General features: G+C 42.4%; 17 protein-coding genes, 1 other RNA gene and 1 pseudogene. 7 read left to right on the forward strand and 12 right to left on the reverse strand.

The annotated features are described in order from the left end of the window. Positions 1-103 precede the first annotated feature (103 nt). A pseudogene (locus AAHH42_RS14700) lies at positions 104-251 on the forward strand (IS982 family transposase); the annotation flags it as partial. Between the two features lie 504 nt (positions 252-755). Then, positions 756-1,579, forward strand: a protein-coding gene (locus tag AAHH42_RS01540; RefSeq protein ID WP_240313793.1) for an IS5 family transposase whose coding sequence is annotated in 2 segments (ribosomal slippage) — positions 756-1,143 and positions 1,143-1,579 — 825 coding nt in all. Because the reading frame shifts where the segments join, the coding sequence is not laid out codon by codon here. A 372-nt stretch (positions 1,580-1,951) separates the two neighbouring features. Here the strand turns inward: AAHH42_RS01540 and glpE are convergent. Further along, positions 1,952-2,275 (reverse strand): thiosulfate sulfurtransferase GlpE, encoded by a 324-nt coding sequence (glpE, locus tag AAHH42_RS01545; RefSeq protein ID WP_342221549.1) that lies wholly within the window; start codon positions 2,273-2,275, stop codon positions 1,952-1,954. Between the two features lie 609 nt (positions 2,276-2,884). Here glpE and arcB point away from each other — a divergent pair. Further along, entirely contained in the window at positions 2,885-5,269 is a 2,385-nt protein-coding gene (gene arcB / locus AAHH42_RS01550; protein WP_072549990.1) for an aerobic respiration two-component sensor histidine kinase ArcB, read from the forward strand. A 181-nt stretch (positions 5,270-5,450) separates the two neighbouring features. Here the strand turns inward: arcB and dolP are convergent, their stop codons facing one another. The 4 genes from dolP to AAHH42_RS01570 all read right to left on the reverse strand — a co-directional run bounded on the left by dolP (position 5,451) and on the right by AAHH42_RS01570 (position 9,021). Beyond that, the gene (gene dolP / locus AAHH42_RS01555; protein WP_342221550.1) at positions 5,451-6,026 is read right to left on the reverse strand and encodes a division/outer membrane stress-associated lipid-binding lipoprotein; all 576 of its coding nucleotides are present in this window, start codon (positions 6,024-6,026) and stop codon (positions 5,451-5,453) included. Continuing rightward, positions 6,016-6,624, reverse strand: coding sequence for a DnaA initiator-associating protein DiaA (diaA, locus tag AAHH42_RS01560; RefSeq protein WP_072549992.1), 609 nt, complete (start codon positions 6,622-6,624; stop codon positions 6,016-6,018). Before diaA ends, dolP begins: the two co-directional genes overlap by 11 nt. 95 nt (positions 6,625-6,719) lie before the next feature. Next, the gene (locus AAHH42_RS01565; protein ID WP_072549993.1) at positions 6,720-7,088 is read right to left on the reverse strand and encodes a YraN family protein; all 369 of its coding nucleotides are present in this window, start codon (positions 7,086-7,088) and stop codon (positions 6,720-6,722) included. Positions 7,089-7,323: 235 nt separating this feature from the next. Next, positions 7,324-9,021: a penicillin-binding protein activator gene (locus AAHH42_RS01570; protein ID WP_342221551.1), complete on the reverse strand. Its 1,698-nt coding sequence runs from the start codon at positions 9,019-9,021 to the stop codon at positions 7,324-7,326. A 133-nt stretch (positions 9,022-9,154) separates the two neighbouring features. On the opposite strand from AAHH42_RS01570, the gene rsmI reads away from it, so the two are divergent. Together rsmI and rnpB are read left to right on the forward strand one after the other, a co-directional pair. Next, positions 9,155-10,027 carry a 16S rRNA (cytidine(1402)-2'-O)-methyltransferase gene (rsmI, locus tag AAHH42_RS01575; protein ID WP_072549995.1) on the forward strand — a complete coding sequence of 291 codons (873 nt, stop codon included), beginning with the start codon at positions 9,155-9,157 and terminating at the stop codon, positions 10,025-10,027. Positions 10,028-10,069: 42 nt separating this feature from the next. Beyond that, positions 10,070-10,448, forward strand: an RNA gene (rnpB, locus tag AAHH42_RS01580) — RNase P RNA component class A. Between the two features lie 214 nt (positions 10,449-10,662). Here rnpB and AAHH42_RS01585 read toward each other — a convergent pair. From AAHH42_RS01585 to AAHH42_RS01610, 6 genes are all read right to left on the reverse strand, one after another. After that, positions 10,663-10,947 carry a YqjK-like family protein gene (locus AAHH42_RS01585; protein WP_072549996.1) on the reverse strand — a complete coding sequence of 95 codons (285 nt, stop codon included), beginning with the start codon at positions 10,945-10,947 and terminating at the stop codon, positions 10,663-10,665. Further along, positions 10,944-11,339 (reverse strand): phage holin family protein, encoded by a 396-nt coding sequence (locus tag AAHH42_RS01590; protein WP_072549997.1) that lies wholly within the window; start codon positions 11,337-11,339, stop codon positions 10,944-10,946. The genes AAHH42_RS01585 and AAHH42_RS01590 overlap by 4 nt, the downstream gene beginning before the upstream one ends. A 2-nt stretch (positions 11,340-11,341) precedes the next feature. Continuing rightward, positions 11,342-11,647, reverse strand: coding sequence for a DUF883 family protein (locus AAHH42_RS01595; protein ID WP_072549998.1), 306 nt, complete (start codon positions 11,645-11,647; stop codon positions 11,342-11,344). Between the two features lie 110 nt (positions 11,648-11,757). Next, positions 11,758-12,039 carry a DUF1090 family protein gene (locus tag AAHH42_RS01600; RefSeq protein ID WP_342221552.1) on the reverse strand — a complete coding sequence of 94 codons (282 nt, stop codon included), beginning with the start codon at positions 12,037-12,039 and terminating at the stop codon, positions 11,758-11,760. Positions 12,040-12,277: 238 nt separating this feature from the next. Continuing rightward, the gene (gene mzrA / locus AAHH42_RS01605; protein WP_072550000.1) at positions 12,278-12,652 is read right to left on the reverse strand and encodes an EnvZ/OmpR regulon moderator MzrA; all 375 of its coding nucleotides are present in this window, start codon (positions 12,650-12,652) and stop codon (positions 12,278-12,280) included. After that, positions 12,649-13,332 (reverse strand): DedA family protein, encoded by a 684-nt coding sequence (locus tag AAHH42_RS01610; RefSeq protein ID WP_072550001.1) that lies wholly within the window; start codon positions 13,330-13,332, stop codon positions 12,649-12,651. The genes mzrA and AAHH42_RS01610 overlap by 4 nt, the downstream gene beginning before the upstream one ends. Before the next feature lie 487 nt (positions 13,333-13,819). Here AAHH42_RS01610 and murB point away from each other — a divergent pair, with 487 nt between their 5' ends. Both murB and birA read left to right on the forward strand, forming a co-directional pair. Then, positions 13,820-14,857 (forward strand): UDP-N-acetylmuramate dehydrogenase, encoded by a 1,038-nt coding sequence (gene murB / locus AAHH42_RS01615; RefSeq protein ID WP_072550002.1) that lies wholly within the window; start codon positions 13,820-13,822, stop codon positions 14,855-14,857. Further along, positions 14,854-15,813 (forward strand): bifunctional biotin--[acetyl-CoA-carboxylase] ligase/biotin operon repressor BirA, encoded by a 960-nt coding sequence (gene birA / locus AAHH42_RS01620; protein ID WP_342221553.1) that lies wholly within the window; start codon positions 14,854-14,856, stop codon positions 15,811-15,813. The genes murB and birA overlap by 4 nt, the downstream gene beginning before the upstream one ends. A gap of 49 nt (positions 15,814-15,862) precedes the next feature. Here birA and ilvA read toward each other — a convergent pair whose 3' ends face one another. After that, on the reverse strand, positions 15,863-17,407 hold the full coding sequence (ilvA, locus tag AAHH42_RS01625) for a threonine ammonia-lyase, biosynthetic (protein ID WP_342221554.1): 1,545 nt from the start codon (positions 17,405-17,407) through the stop codon (positions 15,863-15,865).

Genomic DNA, 17,407 nt, shown 5'->3' on the forward strand with positions numbered 1-17,407 from the left:
AGGTTCAGTTCCATTAACCTTTTGATAAAAAATGAATAAATGACTCGTGCTTTGAGATAATCATGTTTGCAAGCAGGCTTAATTACGAAATAGCAAGACACTTATGGACGATATTACCGAACTTTATTGCTTAATGGATGATTTTTGCAAAAAATTTGAGCCCCTATTTAAATGCACAACGTTTAACGGATGGCTCGAAGCAGCGTATCCATTCCCCCTCTTTTTTTTGGGCAGAACTCACGACTTTTATATGAAGGCATACCGTTTGCCAAAGCTTTCGGCTGTTTTGACTGAAAAATGTTCGGTTGCAGCTTTATATTCGGCCTGGTTGCAGTATACGCTACTGTGGGCCCCGATGAAATCCGTCGACTCAGGCCTCATTTAGTGGACGAGCTTTAAGCTCAGAAAATCATTCAGGTTTAGTGAATCTCGGTCCGACCTATCTTTGTCATCTCTTCCAGCTGCCTGCGCAACCGTTCTTATGAACATTCCGGAGTGATGGATCCTAAAAACCATGATTTCTTTCCAGATTGGATACGTAAAAATGTCAAACCTAAATTCCATCAGACTGTTGAATCTTTATTAATAGACCTCTTCGGAAACTATAGCAGGCGCCATGTAACGTGATCACTTTTGTTAATAAATATTAATTAATATCAATATGTTATTTCTAATTTTCATAATCAACTGATACGGCGCCTGCTATAGCATTCATGTAGGAATGTTGTTAAAAATCTCCTGAACAAGGAGCCCCCATGAAATATGAACAAATAAAGGTATTGGAAGAGGAAAAATTTCGGCGCTTAACCGGAGTTAAACGCAGTACATTTGAAAAGATGATAAAGATATTGAATGAAGCAGATAAATGTAAGCAAGGGAAAGGAGGTCGGAAACCCAAGCTGGGTTTAGAAGATCGCTTATTAATGGCCCTTGAGTATCTACGCGAATATCGCACTTATTTTCATGTTAGCCGAAGCGATGGGGTGAGTGAGAGCACCTGCTATGAAACGATTAAATGGATAGAAAATACGCTAATAAAGCATCCTGATTTTGCACTCCCTGGACGCAAAGCTTTATTAAAAAGTGATAGGGAGTATGAGCTCGTTCTTATTGATGCCACAGAAACGCCGATTGAACGTCCCCAAAAAAACAAAAGCAGTTTTACTCAGGAAAAAAGAAACGACCCACCTTAAAAACCCAAGTGATCGTCGATAAAAAAAGCAAAGCAGTCATCTGTACAAGCTTTACTCATGGGAGGCGTCATGATTTTAGGTTGTTTAAAGAGTCTGGCGTGCGAATACATCCTGAAATCAAAACAGTGACAGATACAGGTTACCAAGGGCTTGGCAAGATCCATTCAAACTCGGCGTTGCCTAAGAAAAAGACAAAGAAAAATCCCTTAACAAAAGAAGATAAACGCAACAATCGTGAGTTATCAAGCCAGCGTGTATTAAACGAAAATGTCATTGGTATGATTAAACGATTTAAAATCGTATCAGATCGTTATCGAAACAGGCGAAAACGTTTTGGATTACGATTTAATCTGATTGCAGCAATTTATAACATGGAAATTAGATAAATCAGAGTTTCCGAAGAGGTCTAATGAATCCAGCTGAAGCTGCAAAAAATTTATCTAATTGCGGATATCTAGCTAGTATGTTTTATTGAGATGATGAACTGAAGAGTGCCAACACAGAATAACTTTTATTGAAAGTTGAAAAAGCGAATGATTTTATGATAAATGACAGAAATGACAGAAATGACAGAAATGACAGAAATGACAGAAATGACAGAAATGACAGAAATGACAGAAATGACAGAAATGAACGTTTTCTCAGTGCAAGACGACAGATCAAAATGAGGTAACGTATTCATGAATAATGACTGAAAAGTCGTGTTTTGTTGTCTGTTATATAAGCAAAAGTATTTTATCTACTTGTTTTTTATTATTTTATTTAGTGGTAACATCCCGTGGATACTGTTTCGCCCAGGCAGTAAAACCCCCGTCAACGCTATAAACTGCGGCAAAGCCTTGCTCGAGCAAATATTGCGCCGCATCTCGACTATTGTTGCCGTGATAGCACATTACCATCAATGGCTTGGTAAAATCAGTTTGTCGTATAAAGGATTGCACCTTGTCATTAGCCAGATGAAGGGCACCGGGTGCGTGACTTACCAGGTAGCTATGTTGATCCCGAATATCAATTAACAATGCACTACCTTGTTTCCAACGTAAGTGAGCTTGTGCAACATTTATTGTTATAAATTTTTTCATTTTATCTTATGTAACTTAATGAATTAATGTGATTTTATCTTATAAAAACACTTTTTTGAGAGTATTTTGTTGTCATATTACCTTATAATGTTGATAAATATAACCTGATTTATAATTACAGCATGAATAGGAAATTTATGCTTGGATCTGTTTCTATGTATAGCTCGTTGTTCAACACCAATCATAAAGGTAAAATCTGATAGAAAATTTTTCTGAGCCATTAAGTTTTTTTAATAAAGTAGGAAGAATCTATAGATGGTGGTACGTTATTAGACGAAAAAATAAAGTAAAAATTACACAAGAAATACAGAAAAGAAAAAAAAGGATAATGGAAGAGATTTTTACTCAGTAATGAGGGGCTCTTACAGTTGGTATTGACAAAAATAATATTAAGGTACTTATTAGATAGAGGTCTCCAAAAATACCTAAAAGTTATAAGTGCAGAAAATGCACTAGACGCGAAAACTAAAAAATATATGCTCGATGAAATTCAAAAGCACGTTACCGGCCTTAGTAATTAGATTAATCCCATCACTCATACAGTGGTAAAAATAAAAAATTCATCCATCAATCAAATGATTTATCATAACAACTCTGCAAGGAGTTGTTATGAACAAAATTAAAGGGTTAGCTCAACATTACGTTGATCTGATGGTTAAATTGGGACTAGTGCGTTTTTCGCTGTTGTTGGCATCGGCATTGGTTACTTTAGCGATACTGGTGCAGATGACCGTCACTCTACTATTACGGGGTTCCGTGGAAAGTGTCGATATCGTACGCTCTATATTTTTTGGCTTGTTGATCACACCTTGGGCGGTCTATTTTTTATCCGTAGTGGTTGAGCAGCTTGAAGAGGCAAGGCAACGTCTTTCCCGTCTGGTCGATAAATTAGCCGTGATGCGTTACCGAGATATGGAGCTGAATCGACAACTCACTCAAAATATTGCTCAACTTAACCAGGAAATTGTCGAACGCGAGAAAGCCGAAAAAGCGCGCACGCGAGTCGTCGCCAAGCTGAAAGAGGAAATGGAGCAGCGTAAACAGGCACAGATTGAGTTAAGTCAACAATCTTCTTTGCTGCGTTCGTTTCTTAATGCTTCGCCAGATTTAGTCTATTACCGTGATGAAAATCATAAATTCTCCGGTTGTAATCGAGCCATAGAGCTACTACTCGGTAAAAGTGAGAGACAATTGGTTGGTTTGACACCAAAGGATGTGTATCCGTCGGATATTGCAGCAAAAGTATTAGCAACAGATGAGAAAGTATTGCAGCATAATCTTTCTTTAACTTATGAGCTGTGGCTCACTTACCCTGATGGGCGTAAGGCCTGTTTTGAATTGCGTAAGGTACCATTCTATGACCAGGTGGGTAAGCGACGTGGGTTAATGGGCTTTGGTCGCGATATTACCGAACGTAAACGCTATCAAGACGCACTGGAAAATGCCAGTAGGGATAAAACTACCTTTATTTCGACTATCAGCCATGAATTGCGTACACCACTTAATGGCATTGTCGGGTTAAGCCGTATTTTGCTTGATACCGAATTAAATGCCGAACAACTCAAGTATCTTAAAACTATTCATGTTAGTGCCATCACGTTGGGAAATATCTTTAACGATATTATCGAGATGGATAAACTCGAGCAACGTAAAGTACGCCTGGATAATAAATCCATTGATTTTATCAGCTTTATGATGGATTTAGAGAATTTGTCTGGCTTGTTAGTACAGCCTAAAAATTTGCAATTTGTCATGGAACCACAAGTGCCTTTACCGAAGAAAATCATCACTGATGGTACGCGTCTACGTCAGATATTGTGGAATCTCATTAGCAATGCGGTAAAGTTTACCGAGCAAGGGCGGATTGTCTTGCGGGTATGTTATGAGGCCAACAATCAGCTAATATTTGCCGTTGAAGATTCTGGTGTGGGTATTGCTGAGGATGAACAGGACAAAATTTTTGCCATGTACTATCAGGTGAAAGACTGTCATGGCAGAAGCCCAGCTACGGGTACCGGCATTGGTCTGGCGGTGTCTAAACGTCTGGCAGAGAGTATGGGTGGTGATATTACAGTCAAAAGCACGCCTGGATTGGGGTCCTGTTTTACTTTGTCGATCAAGGCCACAACAGCAGAAACGGTTACTCAGGTGTGCGATAATCTGCCATTATCGGCGCTGCACGTTTTGTTGGTTGAAGATATCGAACTTAATGTCGTCGTTGCCCGTTCTGTGCTGGAAAAATTAGGCTATAGCGTTGAAGTGGCAATGAATGGACAGGATGCATTGGCGATGTTTAATCCGAATAATTTCGATTTAGTGTTATTAGATATCCAGCTTCCTGATATGAGCGGTTTGGATATCGCCCGCAAAATCAGATCGGACTATAAGCAACATCCGCTGCCGCCATTGGTAGCGTTAACCGCCAATGTATTAAAAGATAGAAAAGAATATCTGGATGCAGGGATGGATGACGTGTTGAGTAAACCGTTGTCCGTTACGGCGCTGACACGAATGATTAAGCAACTTTGCTATCATCAACCCTATTCTGACACAGAAAAACAGGAATATAAATCGATGCAAATCTGTAAGTCGTTACTTGATATTGAAATATTAGAACAATATCTGGAATTGGTGGGATCTCAATTGATTCATCAGAGTCTACTGCTATTTGAGAAAATGATGCCGGATTATTTAGCTGTACTGGATTCAAATATGACGGCGCGTGACCAAAATGGTATCGCGCAGCAGGCACACAAAATCAAAGGTGCTGCCGGTTCGGTTGGTTTGCGTCATTTACAGCAGTTAGCACAACAGATACAGACGCCGTCGTTGCCTGCGTGGTGGGATAATGTTCAAGACTGGATCGATGAATTAAAACTAGAATGGCGCAACGACGTGCAAATTTTACGCGAATGGCTTGTTGACGCTGAAAAAAATAGCCCCGACCGCAGCCGGGGTGCGCCAATATTGCGCCAACACCAGGGAAACACTTAACCCACGTATCATTTTCGTCATGATTATTGTGGGCCCAACCGTCCTCACGGACACATGTATAATTAAACATAGCAAACGTCAGGATCCTTGTTACAAAAATTATTAAAATATGTGATACAGGTTGCTTTTTTACTTAAAAAATCTAAATGCTTGATAATACAAAAATCTGGATTAGAGGGGCTTATTTAACAGTAGTAAACGCGGTAGTGACATGTTTAACTCCACTGACCTTACTGGCTATTTTCGCTGCCGACTGTCCTTCTTGTTGAGTAACCAAACCCAGTAGAAATACTTCACCGTTCTCGGTAGTAACTTTTACATTCGATGATTTGACCAAATTACTGGTTAAGAGCTGAGAACGTATTTTGGCGGTGATCCAGGTATCTGACGATGCTGTTGCTAAATCTACCGGTATTCCCTGGCGAATTTCATTATATACCTCGTTAGCTCCCTCTATGTTACCGGCGATCTGTTTGGCACGATCAGATAACGAGGTCTTAGGCGCTTGACCGGTGAGTAGAATTTTACCCTGGTAAGCAGTAGCAATCACTCGTGCATCTTTCTTTAATTGTTGATCTTTGCTTAATGCGTTAGCGATACGTATCTCCAAAGTACCGTCATCAACTTGTGTACCTATGGTTCGAGGATCAGTGACGGATTTTGTGGCAACGGCAGCACTGCCAATGACCACGGCACTGATACAACCTTGTAGCAGCAGAGTGCACAACAGCGCAGTAAAAATAGCATCAATTTTCATTCGTACTCCTTTTGTCTTCTTGAGAAAATAGCTTCCCATCAATCAAATCACACAAACAATTCATTGTTAACATATGTATTTCTTGTATCCGGGCACTACGATGAGAGGGAGCACGAATTTCTACATCTTTTTGGCCTAGCAGACCGGCTAATTCACCACCGTCGCAACCAGTAAGGGCAATAATATTCATATCTCGAGTGACTGCTTTTTCAACTGCTTTGATAATACTACGGCTTTTGCAACGTGCGGAAAGCACCAACAAAACATCACCTGCTTGCCCAAAAGCACTCACTTGTTTGGCATAAATTGCTTCATGTAAATTGTCATTGCTGATGGAAGTGAGCACGGTATTATCAGCATTCAAGGCGAAAGCAGGCAAACTGGGTCTATCGGTTTCAAAGCGATTTATCATTTTGGCCGCAAAATGCTGTGCATTTGCCGCAGAGGTACCATTGCCACAACAGAGAATTTTGTTGCCGTTAAGCAGTGACTGGACGAGTGTTTCTGCCGCACGGGATATAGCATCAGGCAAGGCCTCTGCCGCTGCAATCTGGGTTTGAATACTTTCGGTAAAACAGACTTTGATTCTATCCAACACGTTGGTTTCACCCTCTCGTAAAACTAATTGCTAAGAGCCTGTTTGAAATCGTCACGAGCAACCCAATAGATTTCGCACAGACTTCAGGAAGTCTCCTACCGATCCGCGTTGAACGCATTAGGTAGCCATTCTAATTGGTTCCCAGTGATAGCGATAACATCAAAGCGACAGGGCACAGTATCAAAACTGGCACTGCGCTTTGCCAGCCACAATGCTGCAGCACGGCATAATCGTTGTTGTTTGGCCCAGGTGACGCTAGCGGCTGCACCACCAAAAGCATTATTACGACGGAAGCGTACTTCAACGAATATCCAGGTTTTTCTATCACGCATAATAATATCAATCTCTCCGCCACCTAGAGTGATATTGGCAGCTTCAAACACTAGACCCGCTTGCTCGAGATAGCGGCGGGCTAGCATTTCGTAACTGTTGCCAATATCCCGTTGGCTAACACGTTTATCCATAATTTTCTCGCTTTAGATTAAAGCTGCTGTGAAAGCCAATGGGTTGGCGTGGTTCATTAGACTTCTTAGAACCTGTTCGAAATCTCTTGTGCTCGCCGTGTTTTGGTCAAATAATTCGTCAAAAACGCACTCAAAATGTTCATTTACTCTATACGCTGCGGTTGCTGTGCTCCATGTGCCTTGACTTCACATAACGAACTACGGTTTTGCAAGAAGTCTATTAAATAATAAACCGTTATATCGCAGGGATCAGCTTGCCTTGACGATACTGTAACCACGGCAATTTACGGCTGATAACACAATCTGTTGTGACGTTTAAATCACCTGTGGTGCCTGAAAGATGGAAGCCGGCTATCTGGCGCATTTCAGCAAAATAGTTAGCTAACGCCCAAGCATCTATCCCCATAGCGTACAAGCGTATCAGAGAATAGTCATTATTATATTTATCCGCAGCCTGTTTCATGAGTGCGGGATTCGACCCCGCTATCAGTGGGATCTCACTGAACTGAATGCCTTCCATTTCCAAATAATAATCTGCGCTAATACTATACTGATTATTATTTTTCCGGCTACTATTTGTCTGATTACTGCGTGAGCTGGTAAACAGCTCAGGTTTAGTCGGCGAATCGGTTGTCATTTCGATCATTGGTTTAATAAGCGTCATTTCACCGGGTGTTGCCACAATATAAACCGCATCCACATGATTGCTCATGGCTGCCGTAACGGGGGGTGAGCCAGGTAGGGGAGAGACCGGCTGACCACTTAGGCGTATACCTTGACCTCGGTTGATCGCCTGTTTCAGTTTGCTCATTGAAGCAAAGCGTTGTTGTAGCACAGTTTGACCGCCAAGTTTATGCCATTCCTGGGTAAAGGCATAAGCAATTGCATCGCCAAAGGTTCCCTGCGGGGTAATCAGTAATGGCGTTTGTTTTTTTTTCTGCCATAGATGATGAGCCGCATTACGTGCTTCATCTTTAGGAGACAAGGAAAAATAACAGATATTTGTGCTGGTTTTACTTTCTTCAGAATGGTTAAGTGCCAGAATATTCAGTGTTGTTGCGATGGTTGCCAGCTGTGCCACTTCTGGTTTCAATAAGGGGCCCACCACCAGTGTCGCTCCCTCTTGTTGTGCAAGCGCCAATATTTTTGCGACAGGTTGACTCTCAGTGTCATAAACTTTTACCTGTGGGTTAAAGGTAGTCGTGGTATTGGCAACCGACTCTACGGGATCCAACAAGTGATCAACTTGATCTGGGTTAACATCATCATTAGCAGCCATAACGGTCGGCATTGGCATAGTAACCACCGGTAAACCACTGTGGGCATCGAGAAATCCTTGGCGAATAGCCTCACCAAATACTTTGGCGGAGCCGCTGAGTGGTAATAACAACGCAATTTTATCCGTTGATACAGGAATAAAGTTAATCTTCTGCTTTAACGGTGTCGGTAAGTTTTTAACTGCGGGATGGAGTGGATGACGTGTTTGCCACTTTCTCATTTCCACTCTCAGTAAATTTTGATTTTGCTTGCTATCATGGTAGAGCTTGACTAAATCCAGCCAGGCTTGTAGCACGTTTTCATCAGTGTTGATAACCAACTCATTGAGTTGCTGGGGAGTCAATTGCGTCAACGTCTGCAAGGTGTTATCGATATTATCTTGATGATCCTGTTCATCTTCCAGTAATGGTTCTTGAAACAGGTAGCCGCGAATGGTAAGTAATCGTTCGTCAGAGTTGTTATCATTCTGGCTGTGCTGCACGGGTGGTAATCTATTATCAGAATGAGTACTGGTGTTGTGAAGTATATTTGATGGAGGTGGCATTTGTGGGTCATCATCCGCACACCCACTCAGAATAAAAACGGCAAGGACCACAGCCATAAAAAGCGCTATTTGAGTATCCACAAAGGTACGAACACATATTGAGGAAAGCATAACTGTATCCAATGATGTTTTATTTAAGTGATTAATAGACTGCTTGCAAAACCGTATCCATACCACACAGCAGGTTATGCAAGAGGCCTAACATTAATTTCATACCATAACCTACGGTTCTACAAGAGGTCTAATGAATTCAGCAAATCAAACAGTCATTTTTGCCTCTACACTTTACGTGGTGCCAACACCAATCGGTAATTTAGGCGATATTACCTATCGGGCGCTGGAAGTATTACAACAGGTTAGTGTGATCGCAGCAGAAGATACACGTCATACCGGTCTACTGTTACAACATTTTGCTATTAAGACCAGTATGTTTGCATTTCATGACCATAATGAAAAAAAGCAGGCAACGGATCAACTATTGAAAAAATTGCAAGCAGGCCAAAGTATAGCCCTAGTTTCCGATGCAGGGACACCTCTGATCAATGATCCTGGTTATCATTTGGTACGGTGCTGTCGTGAAGCGGGCATCAGGGTGGTGCCTCTGCCAGGGGCTTGTGCTGCTATCACTGCGCTTTCTGCGGCGGGTGTCGCTTCGGATCGCTTTTGTTATGAAGGTTTTCTGCCTGCTACAAAAAAAGCACGTGAAGATAGGCTACGGTCGCTTATTAAAGAACCACGAACTTTAATTTTTCTCGAATCAACCCATCGGCTCAAGGAAAGTTTAGCAGATATGGTTAACATATTTGGCTCAGTGCGTTATGTAATACTTGCGCGAGAATTGACGAAAACTTATGAGTCGATTTATGGCGCGCCAGTGGAAGAACTTTTAGCTTGGGTGCAAGAAGATGAATATCGTGGCCGTGGTGAAATGGTATTGATTGTTGAGGGATATAAAGTTCCACTTAATGACGCATTGCCTGTGGAGGCATTGCGTACTTTGGCGCTGTTGCGACAAGAATTGCCGTTAAAAAAAGCGGCAGCGTTGACTGCTAAAATCCACAGTGTGAAAAAAAATGCTTTGTATCGTTATGGTGTCGCTCAAGAAGATTTGGAATAGGCTCTGATGACATTTTGTTGTGACTTCGTTATAATCGCCTGAGGAGTTGACTAGACAGTCGCCGCTTTACCTCAATCCTCTCCGGAGAGAAGTGGTAGAGGGGAGGAAAGTCCGGGCTCCACAGAGCGGGGTGCCAGGTAATTCCTGGGGGGCTTAAGCCCACGACAAGTGCAGCAGAGAGTAGACCGCCGATGGCTCGCGTAAGCGAGATCAGGTAAGGGTGAAAGGGTGCGGTAAGAGCGCACCGCGCAGCTGGCAACAGCTTGTGGCAAGGTAAACTCCACCCGGAGCAAGGCCAAATAGGGGTTCACATGGTGCGGCTCGTACTGAACCCGGGTAGGCTGCTTGAGCCAGTGAGCGATTGCTGGCCTAGATGAATGACTGTCCACGACAGGACCCGGCTTACCGGTTGACTCCCCTAACACCAAAGCGCCGAACAGCTTTAGCTATTCGGCGCTTTTTTCATAGGCTTCTTGCAAAACCGTAGTTCGTTATGTAAAGTCAAGGCGGCTTGCGCGCAGTAACCGCATGGTACGCGAGTGTATGAGGATTGTGAGCACCACGTAACGCAGAATTTTTGGTACGTAGTAGGTCTCGCAAGAAGTCTATTAAAGTCACAAAGTGGCAGAACAAACTCAGCGTAAAAAAAGGTTACGCCGTAATAACCGGATGGCTCCCCAAGTGCCTATAGTGCGTTTAGACCAGCGGAATATAAATCGGGGATGACGCACAGCATACAACACTAGCAAGCTTGATCCTATCAGCAAATATTTACGCATACCGACCACTTTGAGCCAGCCACGATCGTAAGAAGTCACTACCTGTCGCCAACGAGCATTATGGTCAGCGAGATCCTGGCGTTGCTGTTCAATCACATACAGCAATTTATTTTTCTCTTGCTCCCGTTGCTGGCGGTTCATTTACTTCTTCCCAATAAATGGCAATCGATGGCCAGTTGTTTACGGGTCGCTCCCAGTATCGAGGTTCTACGCACCTTGACTAATGCCCAGATGATGCCTACCAAAGCTAGTATCAGCAATATTGCAGTAGTGATGGCGAGGGCTATTAAGCGATAAGTAGGATCAATCGACCAGATTATCAACACCAGCAGACCGGCTAACCCAAAAATGGCGAATAGCAGGGCAATGCTGGCGATAATAAACAGTTGGACAAGCGTTGCTTTGCTCTCTTCCAATTCAATAGCCACCAGGCGTAAACGTGTTTCTACCATGCCAACAACAATGGTTGCAACACGACTAATAATACCGAGGATCCCACCCGCAGGCCCTTTGGCATTAGGTTGCTTAGTCATAATTAACGTCGCGATAACAAAACGCCCAATACCACACCTATCGCAGCACCGATACCGACACCCGCCCATGGGTTATCATGGACATAAGTATCCGCCTGCGCGGTAATTTTTTTACCATGAGCAGTGATTTTATCGCTGGTTTCAGATAAATGTTCCCGTATATCTTTCAGCGCATTTTCTGCTTTGGCGCGTAGCTTCTCCAACTCCGCTTTGGGTTTGTCGGTTGAAGAATCGAGCACCTCTTCTACGGCGTCTGAGAGTGAGTCAAGTTCATTGCGTAAATTTCCAAAAGTAGCATGTTGTTCCATATAAATAACCTCTTGATATAGGTGCTGAAGAACGTTTGATCCAGTTAGAACCTGTCTGAAATCTCTTGCGCTCGCTGATACAAATAGTTTTTCGATGACCTATGGTGAAATTATTTTGCTTGTATTGCTTGCAATTCGGCTTTGGCTTCATCTAATTTACGTTGCTTTTTCATGATTTTTTCACGATCACCGCTTTCTTTGGCAGCAGCTAACTGTTGTTGGCTTTCCATTAATTTTCGCTGTTGTTTAACTATTTTTTGCTGCTTCTCGCTTTGCAAATTTTTTTCATTACAGTTGGCTTTTATCTCTTGTTGCGCTGTTTTCAGACCTGTGACGCGCTCGGTATTGTTATGCCCTCTGGCGTAGTCGATTTGTCGTTGTATCTCGTGCATTCGGTCTTGGCACTCGTTAGCTTGGCTGAAGCCACAAAAAATAACAGTCGGCAGGGCCAGTAGAAAATAATGACGTAGCGACATAATTAAGTTGTCCTGATCTAAAAAGACACAATAGCGGCAAACTTTTACTTCATGCTATACAGCAAACAACGTCGAAGATTAATAGTACTACCGCTCAAAGCTAAGCATAGCGTTAAATATTATAATCCCCCAAATTTACTTTAATATTTTTTTATTAACTGCTTATTGAGTTGGGTAGCCAATTAAAAGGGGTCCTGGCTTCGCTTAATACGATGTCATAGCCTTGTGGCAAGAGAGTATTGAGTACTGCCATTGCTTTTTTCTGATGCTCTGGGGATTCAAAGCTAACTACCAATGCGTCATTTTCAGGGGTGATACTTTTAAACTGGATGCCTTGTGCATCAAGATATTGATATACGGAAAAGCCATCCGGTGGCATTAATCCTTGCTGATTAGAGCTGATTTTTAAGGTATTCTTTGTCGGTAACATAATGGGCATAAGAAATATTACTACGACTAATAAGGTTAATACCATCAGCCCCAGATATTGCCAATTAGAAAGGTGGACATCAGTCTTAAATCGGATCATAAGCTGTTCCCTTTATCATGATTTGCATTGATGCGTTTTTTGCGCCATAGAAAATAGAGTGAGCCAAATAAGCCAATCACCAGTAATGCTAAAGGCAGTAATATTAGAAAAAACATCATTTGATCTTCATATTTAACGAAAACTGGCGTTTTACCTAATGCGAATCCTAAAGAAGTGAGGATAAGTACCCAAAGCAAACCGCTAACCCAATTAAAGAACTGAAAACGCGTATTACTCAAACCAGCGATACCAGCAATCGTCGGTAACAGGGTACGGATAAAAGCTAAAAAACGTCCCAACAAGAGAGCAGACAAACCATGACGGTAGAACAATTGGTGGGAGCGTTCATGATAATGAGCAGGAAGATGAGCAAGCCATCCTTGCACAATTTTGGTATTGCCCAACCACCGACCCTGAATATAGCTTAGCCAGCATCCTAGGCTGGCAGCCATCGTTAGCACAATCACCGTGATGGGGAAGTTCATCGCATCCTTTGCTACCAATACACCAACAAGAATAAGCAGGCTGTCGCCCGGTAAAAAGGCGGCGGGGAGTAGGCCATTTTCAAGAAAAATTATTATAAACAACAAGATATAGATAGCCCAAACCAAAGAGGGATTCGCCAGCGTTTCATAATCCTGCTGCCATAGCGCGTGTAAAAGTTTAAAAATAATATCCATGTGCTATTCCTAATGACCAGACCTCTTTCGAAACCTACTGCGTGGTGTGTATCCCGTGTGGAGTAGTACTTGCCCCATCCTCATATGCCCGAGTGCACCCCTTATGCTTTGTTTTTTTAATTGCCTTCGGGGATGCGGGATTAAAAAAAACACCACTCTAGCAAAATCACAGGATATGAAACAGGGAAATATAGGGTGATAGGTAATGTTTATTGATCTATCAGATAAATACGGTAGTTATCTGATATGAATATATTTAAGCACACTCTCTGAGAACCTGTTCGAAATCTCTTGTGCTCGCCGTGTTTTGGTCAAATAATTCGTCAAAAACGTGCTCAACATGCTTATTTACTCCCTTTTTTGTATACAAAGAGTAAACTACATCTTTTTGCCTGTTTTTTTCACCACTTCACTTAAACAAAATATCATCTCAGTATTAGGTCGGTTAAACTAGACAGCCAGTGAGCGAGAACGAGTACTTATTTTCATGTCGAATCAAGGGCAGTCCCTAAAACATCTCAATACTTTTGCTTTACCTGTATATGCTACTCGGGTAATAGGTATTAATTCAGTCAGCACATTAATCACTGCCTGGCACGAAGCAAGGATGGCAGATCAATCTGTTTTATTGCTTGGTGAAGGCAGTAATGTGTTATTTGTCGAAGATTTTTCGGGAACCTTGTTACTGAATCGGATCAAAGGTATTAGCTGTACTGAGGATAGTGGCGCCTGGTATTTGCATGTCGGTGCTGGTGAAAACTGGCATCAGTTGGTCTGTTATACATTACAGCATTGTATAAGGGGGCTAGAAAATCTGGCCCTGATCCCTGGCTGTGTTGGCGCTGCCCCGATCCAGAATATTGGCGCCTATGGGGTTGAATTACAAAATGTCTGTCAATACGTTGATCTGCTCGATCTGAATAATGGCGTAAGTCAGCGCTTGATGGTCGAAGATTGTCAATTTGGCTATCGCGATAGTATTTTTAAACATTGTTACAAAGAAGGTTTTGCTATTATTGCGGTAGGGATTAAATTAACCAAGGCATGGATCCCAACATTAAGTCATGGTGATTTAACTCAGTTGGATCCATTAACCGTTACTGCTGAAGAAATTTTTAATCAGGTCTGTGCTACACGTCGCCGCAAACTCCCTGATCCAGCTGTCACAGGTAATGCCGGTAGTTTTTTTAAAAACCCAATAGTCAGTAGAAAAAAGGCAATGGAGATCCTGAAAAAATACCCTAGGGTCCCTTATTATATTCAGCCTGATCATTGTATAAAACTGGCGGCAGGGTGGCTGATAGACAGTTGTGCTTTAAAAGGCCATCGTATAGGGGGCGCAGCAGTGCATCAGCAACAAGCTTTAGTGCTAATTAATATCAATAATGCCGTCAGCCAGGATATATTAGATTTAGCCCGTTATGTACGTAGACAGGTGGTCGCGAAATTTGCAATTTACCTGGAGCCAGAAGTTCGTTTCATTGCAGCGAATGGAGAAATAAATTCAGTGGAGTGTGTTGGGTGAAAAATATCAGAGTTCCTTTAAGATTAATTAATATATTGGCTGATGGTTTTTTTCATTCCGGTGAGCAATTAGGTGAAATAATGGGAATGAGCCGTGCCGCCATTTGTAAGCATATTCAAACTATTAGAGAGTGGGGATTAGATGTATTTACCTTATGCGGAAAAGGTTATTGTCTACCTTATCCGATACAATTACTTAACGAACAGATAATACTTAGCTATATGCCTTCAGGACGAGTGAATGTTCTATCTGTAGTGGACTCAACCAATCAATATTTGTTAGAACGCATGAATGAACTCCAACCCGGTGACGCCTGTGTTGCCGAATATCAAAGTGCGGGTCGTGGGCGGCGTGGTCGTCAGTGGATATCACCATTTGGCGTTAATCTTTATCTCTCCATGTATTGGCGTTTGGAGCAAGGTCCTTCCGCTGCTATCGGGCTAAGCCTGGTTATCGGTATAGTGATGGCAGAAGTATTAAAAAAGCTGGGTGCGCACGATATCCGGGTAAAATGGCCAAATGATCTTTATTTACATGATAAAAAATTGGCAGGGATCCTAGTAGAATTGACAGGTAAAACTGGCGATGCTGCTCAATTAATTATTGGCATGGGTATTAATCTTTTAATGCGAGGATCATCCACAGATTTAATCAATCAGGGTTGGATTAATTTACAGGAAGCGGGGATTACTATTGACCGTAATCAATTAACTGCAGAGTTATTATCGGTATTACGACGTGAAATAGCTAAGTTTGAAAAAAATGGATTAACGGATTTTATTCCACGTTGGTTTGAACTGGATAATTATCTTGATCGCCCGGTAAAATTGATCATTGGAGATCAGGAAATACTGGGTATCGCTAGAGGTATTGATCCACAAGGCGCATTACTATTGGAGCAAAATGGTGTAGAAAAAATCTATCTTGGTGGTGAAATATCGCTACGTGGCCTGTAGATTAACCCTCAATATACCATTGGGCGGCGCTTATGATAATTTCAACCAGTTAGCCCGTCAAAAAAAAATTAAAAGCAGGATTGTCCGTTTCATCATTGCAGTGGTAGCCTAACTTTGTTAGATGCTGTTTAAATTCTGCTTCTACTGTAGCCAGTTCAAAAGCGGCTAGCACTCTGCCACAGTCAGTACCGTGGCCACGATAATGAAACAAAGAAATATTCCAGCAGGTACCCAGGGTTTGTAGAAACCTCAATAAGGCACCAGGTGATTCAGGAAATTCAAAACTGAATAATTTTTCATTTAACGATTTGGAAGGTCGCCCGCCAACCATATAACGAATGTGTAATTTAGCCATCTCATTGTCAGAGAGATCCGCTACCTGATAACCCTCTATTTGTAATGTAGCAATGATCTCTGCCCGTTCGATATCGCCACCTGTTAAACGTACGCCAACAAAAATGCGCTCGTTATTAGCATCTGCATAGCGATAATTGAATTCAGTGACTGAACGCCCGCCCAACGATTGGCAAAAACGGAGAAAACTGCCTTTTTCTTCGGGAATAGTGACTGCTAGCAGCGCTTCTCGTTGTTCACCGAGTTCGCAGCGTTCAGAGACATAACGCAAGTCGTGGAAATTGACATTGGCTCCTGAAAGAATGTGTATGAGTCTTTCCCCTTGGATCTGTTTTTCTTGAACGTATTTTTTCAGACCGGCTAGCGCCAAAGCGCCAGAAGGTTCGGCGATGGCGCGTACATCTTCAAACAAATCCTTGACTGCCGCACAGATAGCATCGCTATCAACGGTAATCACGTCGTCTAGATAATCGTGACATAAACGGAAAGTTTCATCACCAATGCGGCGTACGGCAACCCCTTCGGCAAACAAACCTACCCTGGTGAGATCAACCGGGTTGCCTGCCGTCAATGCAGCACACAGGCAGGCGGAATCCTGTGCTTCGACACCAATGACTTTGATATTTGGCATCAATTGTTTGATGAGTACCGCCACCCCTGCAGCCAAGCCCCCACCACCAATCGGGACAAAAATTCGATCCAAAAGGATATCTTGTTGTAATAATTCCAGTGCCAGCGTGCCTTGTCCTGCTATCACCGCTGGATGATCAAAGGGTGGCACAAAGGTGTAACCCTCTTGCTGTGCCAATTCGATGGCTTTTTCTTTTGCTTCATCAAAATTATTGCCAAATAACAGTATTTTTCCGCCGAAATTACGTACGGCATCCACTTTAATTGCCGCTGTCGCTAACGGCATAACGATTAATGCATTAATGCCCAGTTTGGTTGCCGCAAGAGCGACTCCCTGAGCGTGATTGCCAGCAGAAGCCGTGATCACACCGCAGACTCTTTGATCAGAGGTGAGCGCTTTCATCATGGTGTAAGCACCACGCAGCTTAAAGCTATGTCCTGGTTGCTGATCCTCACGTTTGACTAAAATAGTATTTGCCAAACGACTGGATATTTTATCCATTATTTGTAACGGAGTGACCTTTGCTACTTCATATACCGGTGCACTTAGGATTGCACGTAGATATTCTGCATCGCAGGGCGTAGCAGAGAGAGGTTGTGATGCTGCCAT

This window comes from Candidatus Fukatsuia endosymbiont of Tuberolachnus salignus, from assembly GCF_964030845.1.
Classification (GTDB): Bacteria; Pseudomonadota; Gammaproteobacteria; order Enterobacterales; family Enterobacteriaceae; genus Fukatsuia; species Fukatsuia symbiotica.

Bases quoted from the DNA above. Each gene is read 5' to 3' on its own strand.
- ilvA (WP_342221554.1), bottom strand. From the start codon at position 17,407: ATGGCAGCATCACAACCTCTCTCTGCTACGCCCTGCGATGCAGAATAT.
- AAHH42_RS01610 (WP_072550001.1), bottom strand. From the start codon at position 13,332: ATGGATATTATTTTTAAACTTTTACACGCGCTATGGCAGCAGGATTAT.
- AAHH42_RS01570 (WP_342221551.1), bottom strand. From the start codon at position 9,021: ATGCTTTCCTCAATATGTGTTCGTACCTTTGTGGATACTCAAATAGCG.
- AAHH42_RS01585 (WP_072549996.1), bottom strand. From the start codon at position 10,947: ATGAACCGCCAGCAACGGGAGCAAGAGAAAAATAAATTGCTGTATGTG.
- rsmI (WP_072549995.1), top strand. From the start codon at position 9,155: ATGAATTCAGCAAATCAAACAGTCATTTTTGCCTCTACACTTTACGTG.
- dolP (WP_342221550.1), bottom strand. From the start codon at position 6,026: ATGAAAATTGATGCTATTTTTACTGCGCTGTTGTGCACTCTGCTGCTA.
- AAHH42_RS01565 (WP_072549993.1), bottom strand. From the start codon at position 7,088: ATGGATAAACGTGTTAGCCAACGGGATATTGGCAACAGTTACGAAATG.
- arcB (WP_072549990.1), top strand. From the start codon at position 2,885: ATGAACAAAATTAAAGGGTTAGCTCAACATTACGTTGATCTGATGGTT.
- AAHH42_RS01600 (WP_342221552.1), bottom strand. From the start codon at position 12,039: ATGCACGAGATACAACGACAAATCGACTACGCCAGAGGGCATAACAAT.
- AAHH42_RS01590 (WP_072549997.1), bottom strand. From the start codon at position 11,339: ATGACTAAGCAACCTAATGCCAAAGGGCCTGCGGGTGGGATCCTCGGT.
- mzrA (WP_072550000.1), bottom strand. From the start codon at position 12,652: ATGATCCGATTTAAGACTGATGTCCACCTTTCTAATTGGCAATATCTG.
- glpE (WP_342221549.1), bottom strand. From the start codon at position 2,275: ATGAAAAAATTTATAACAATAAATGTTGCACAAGCTCACTTACGTTGG.
- murB (WP_072550002.1), top strand. From the start codon at position 13,820: ATGTCGAATCAAGGGCAGTCCCTAAAACATCTCAATACTTTTGCTTTA.
- AAHH42_RS01595 (WP_072549998.1), bottom strand. From the start codon at position 11,647: ATGGAACAACATGCTACTTTTGGAAATTTACGCAATGAACTTGACTCA.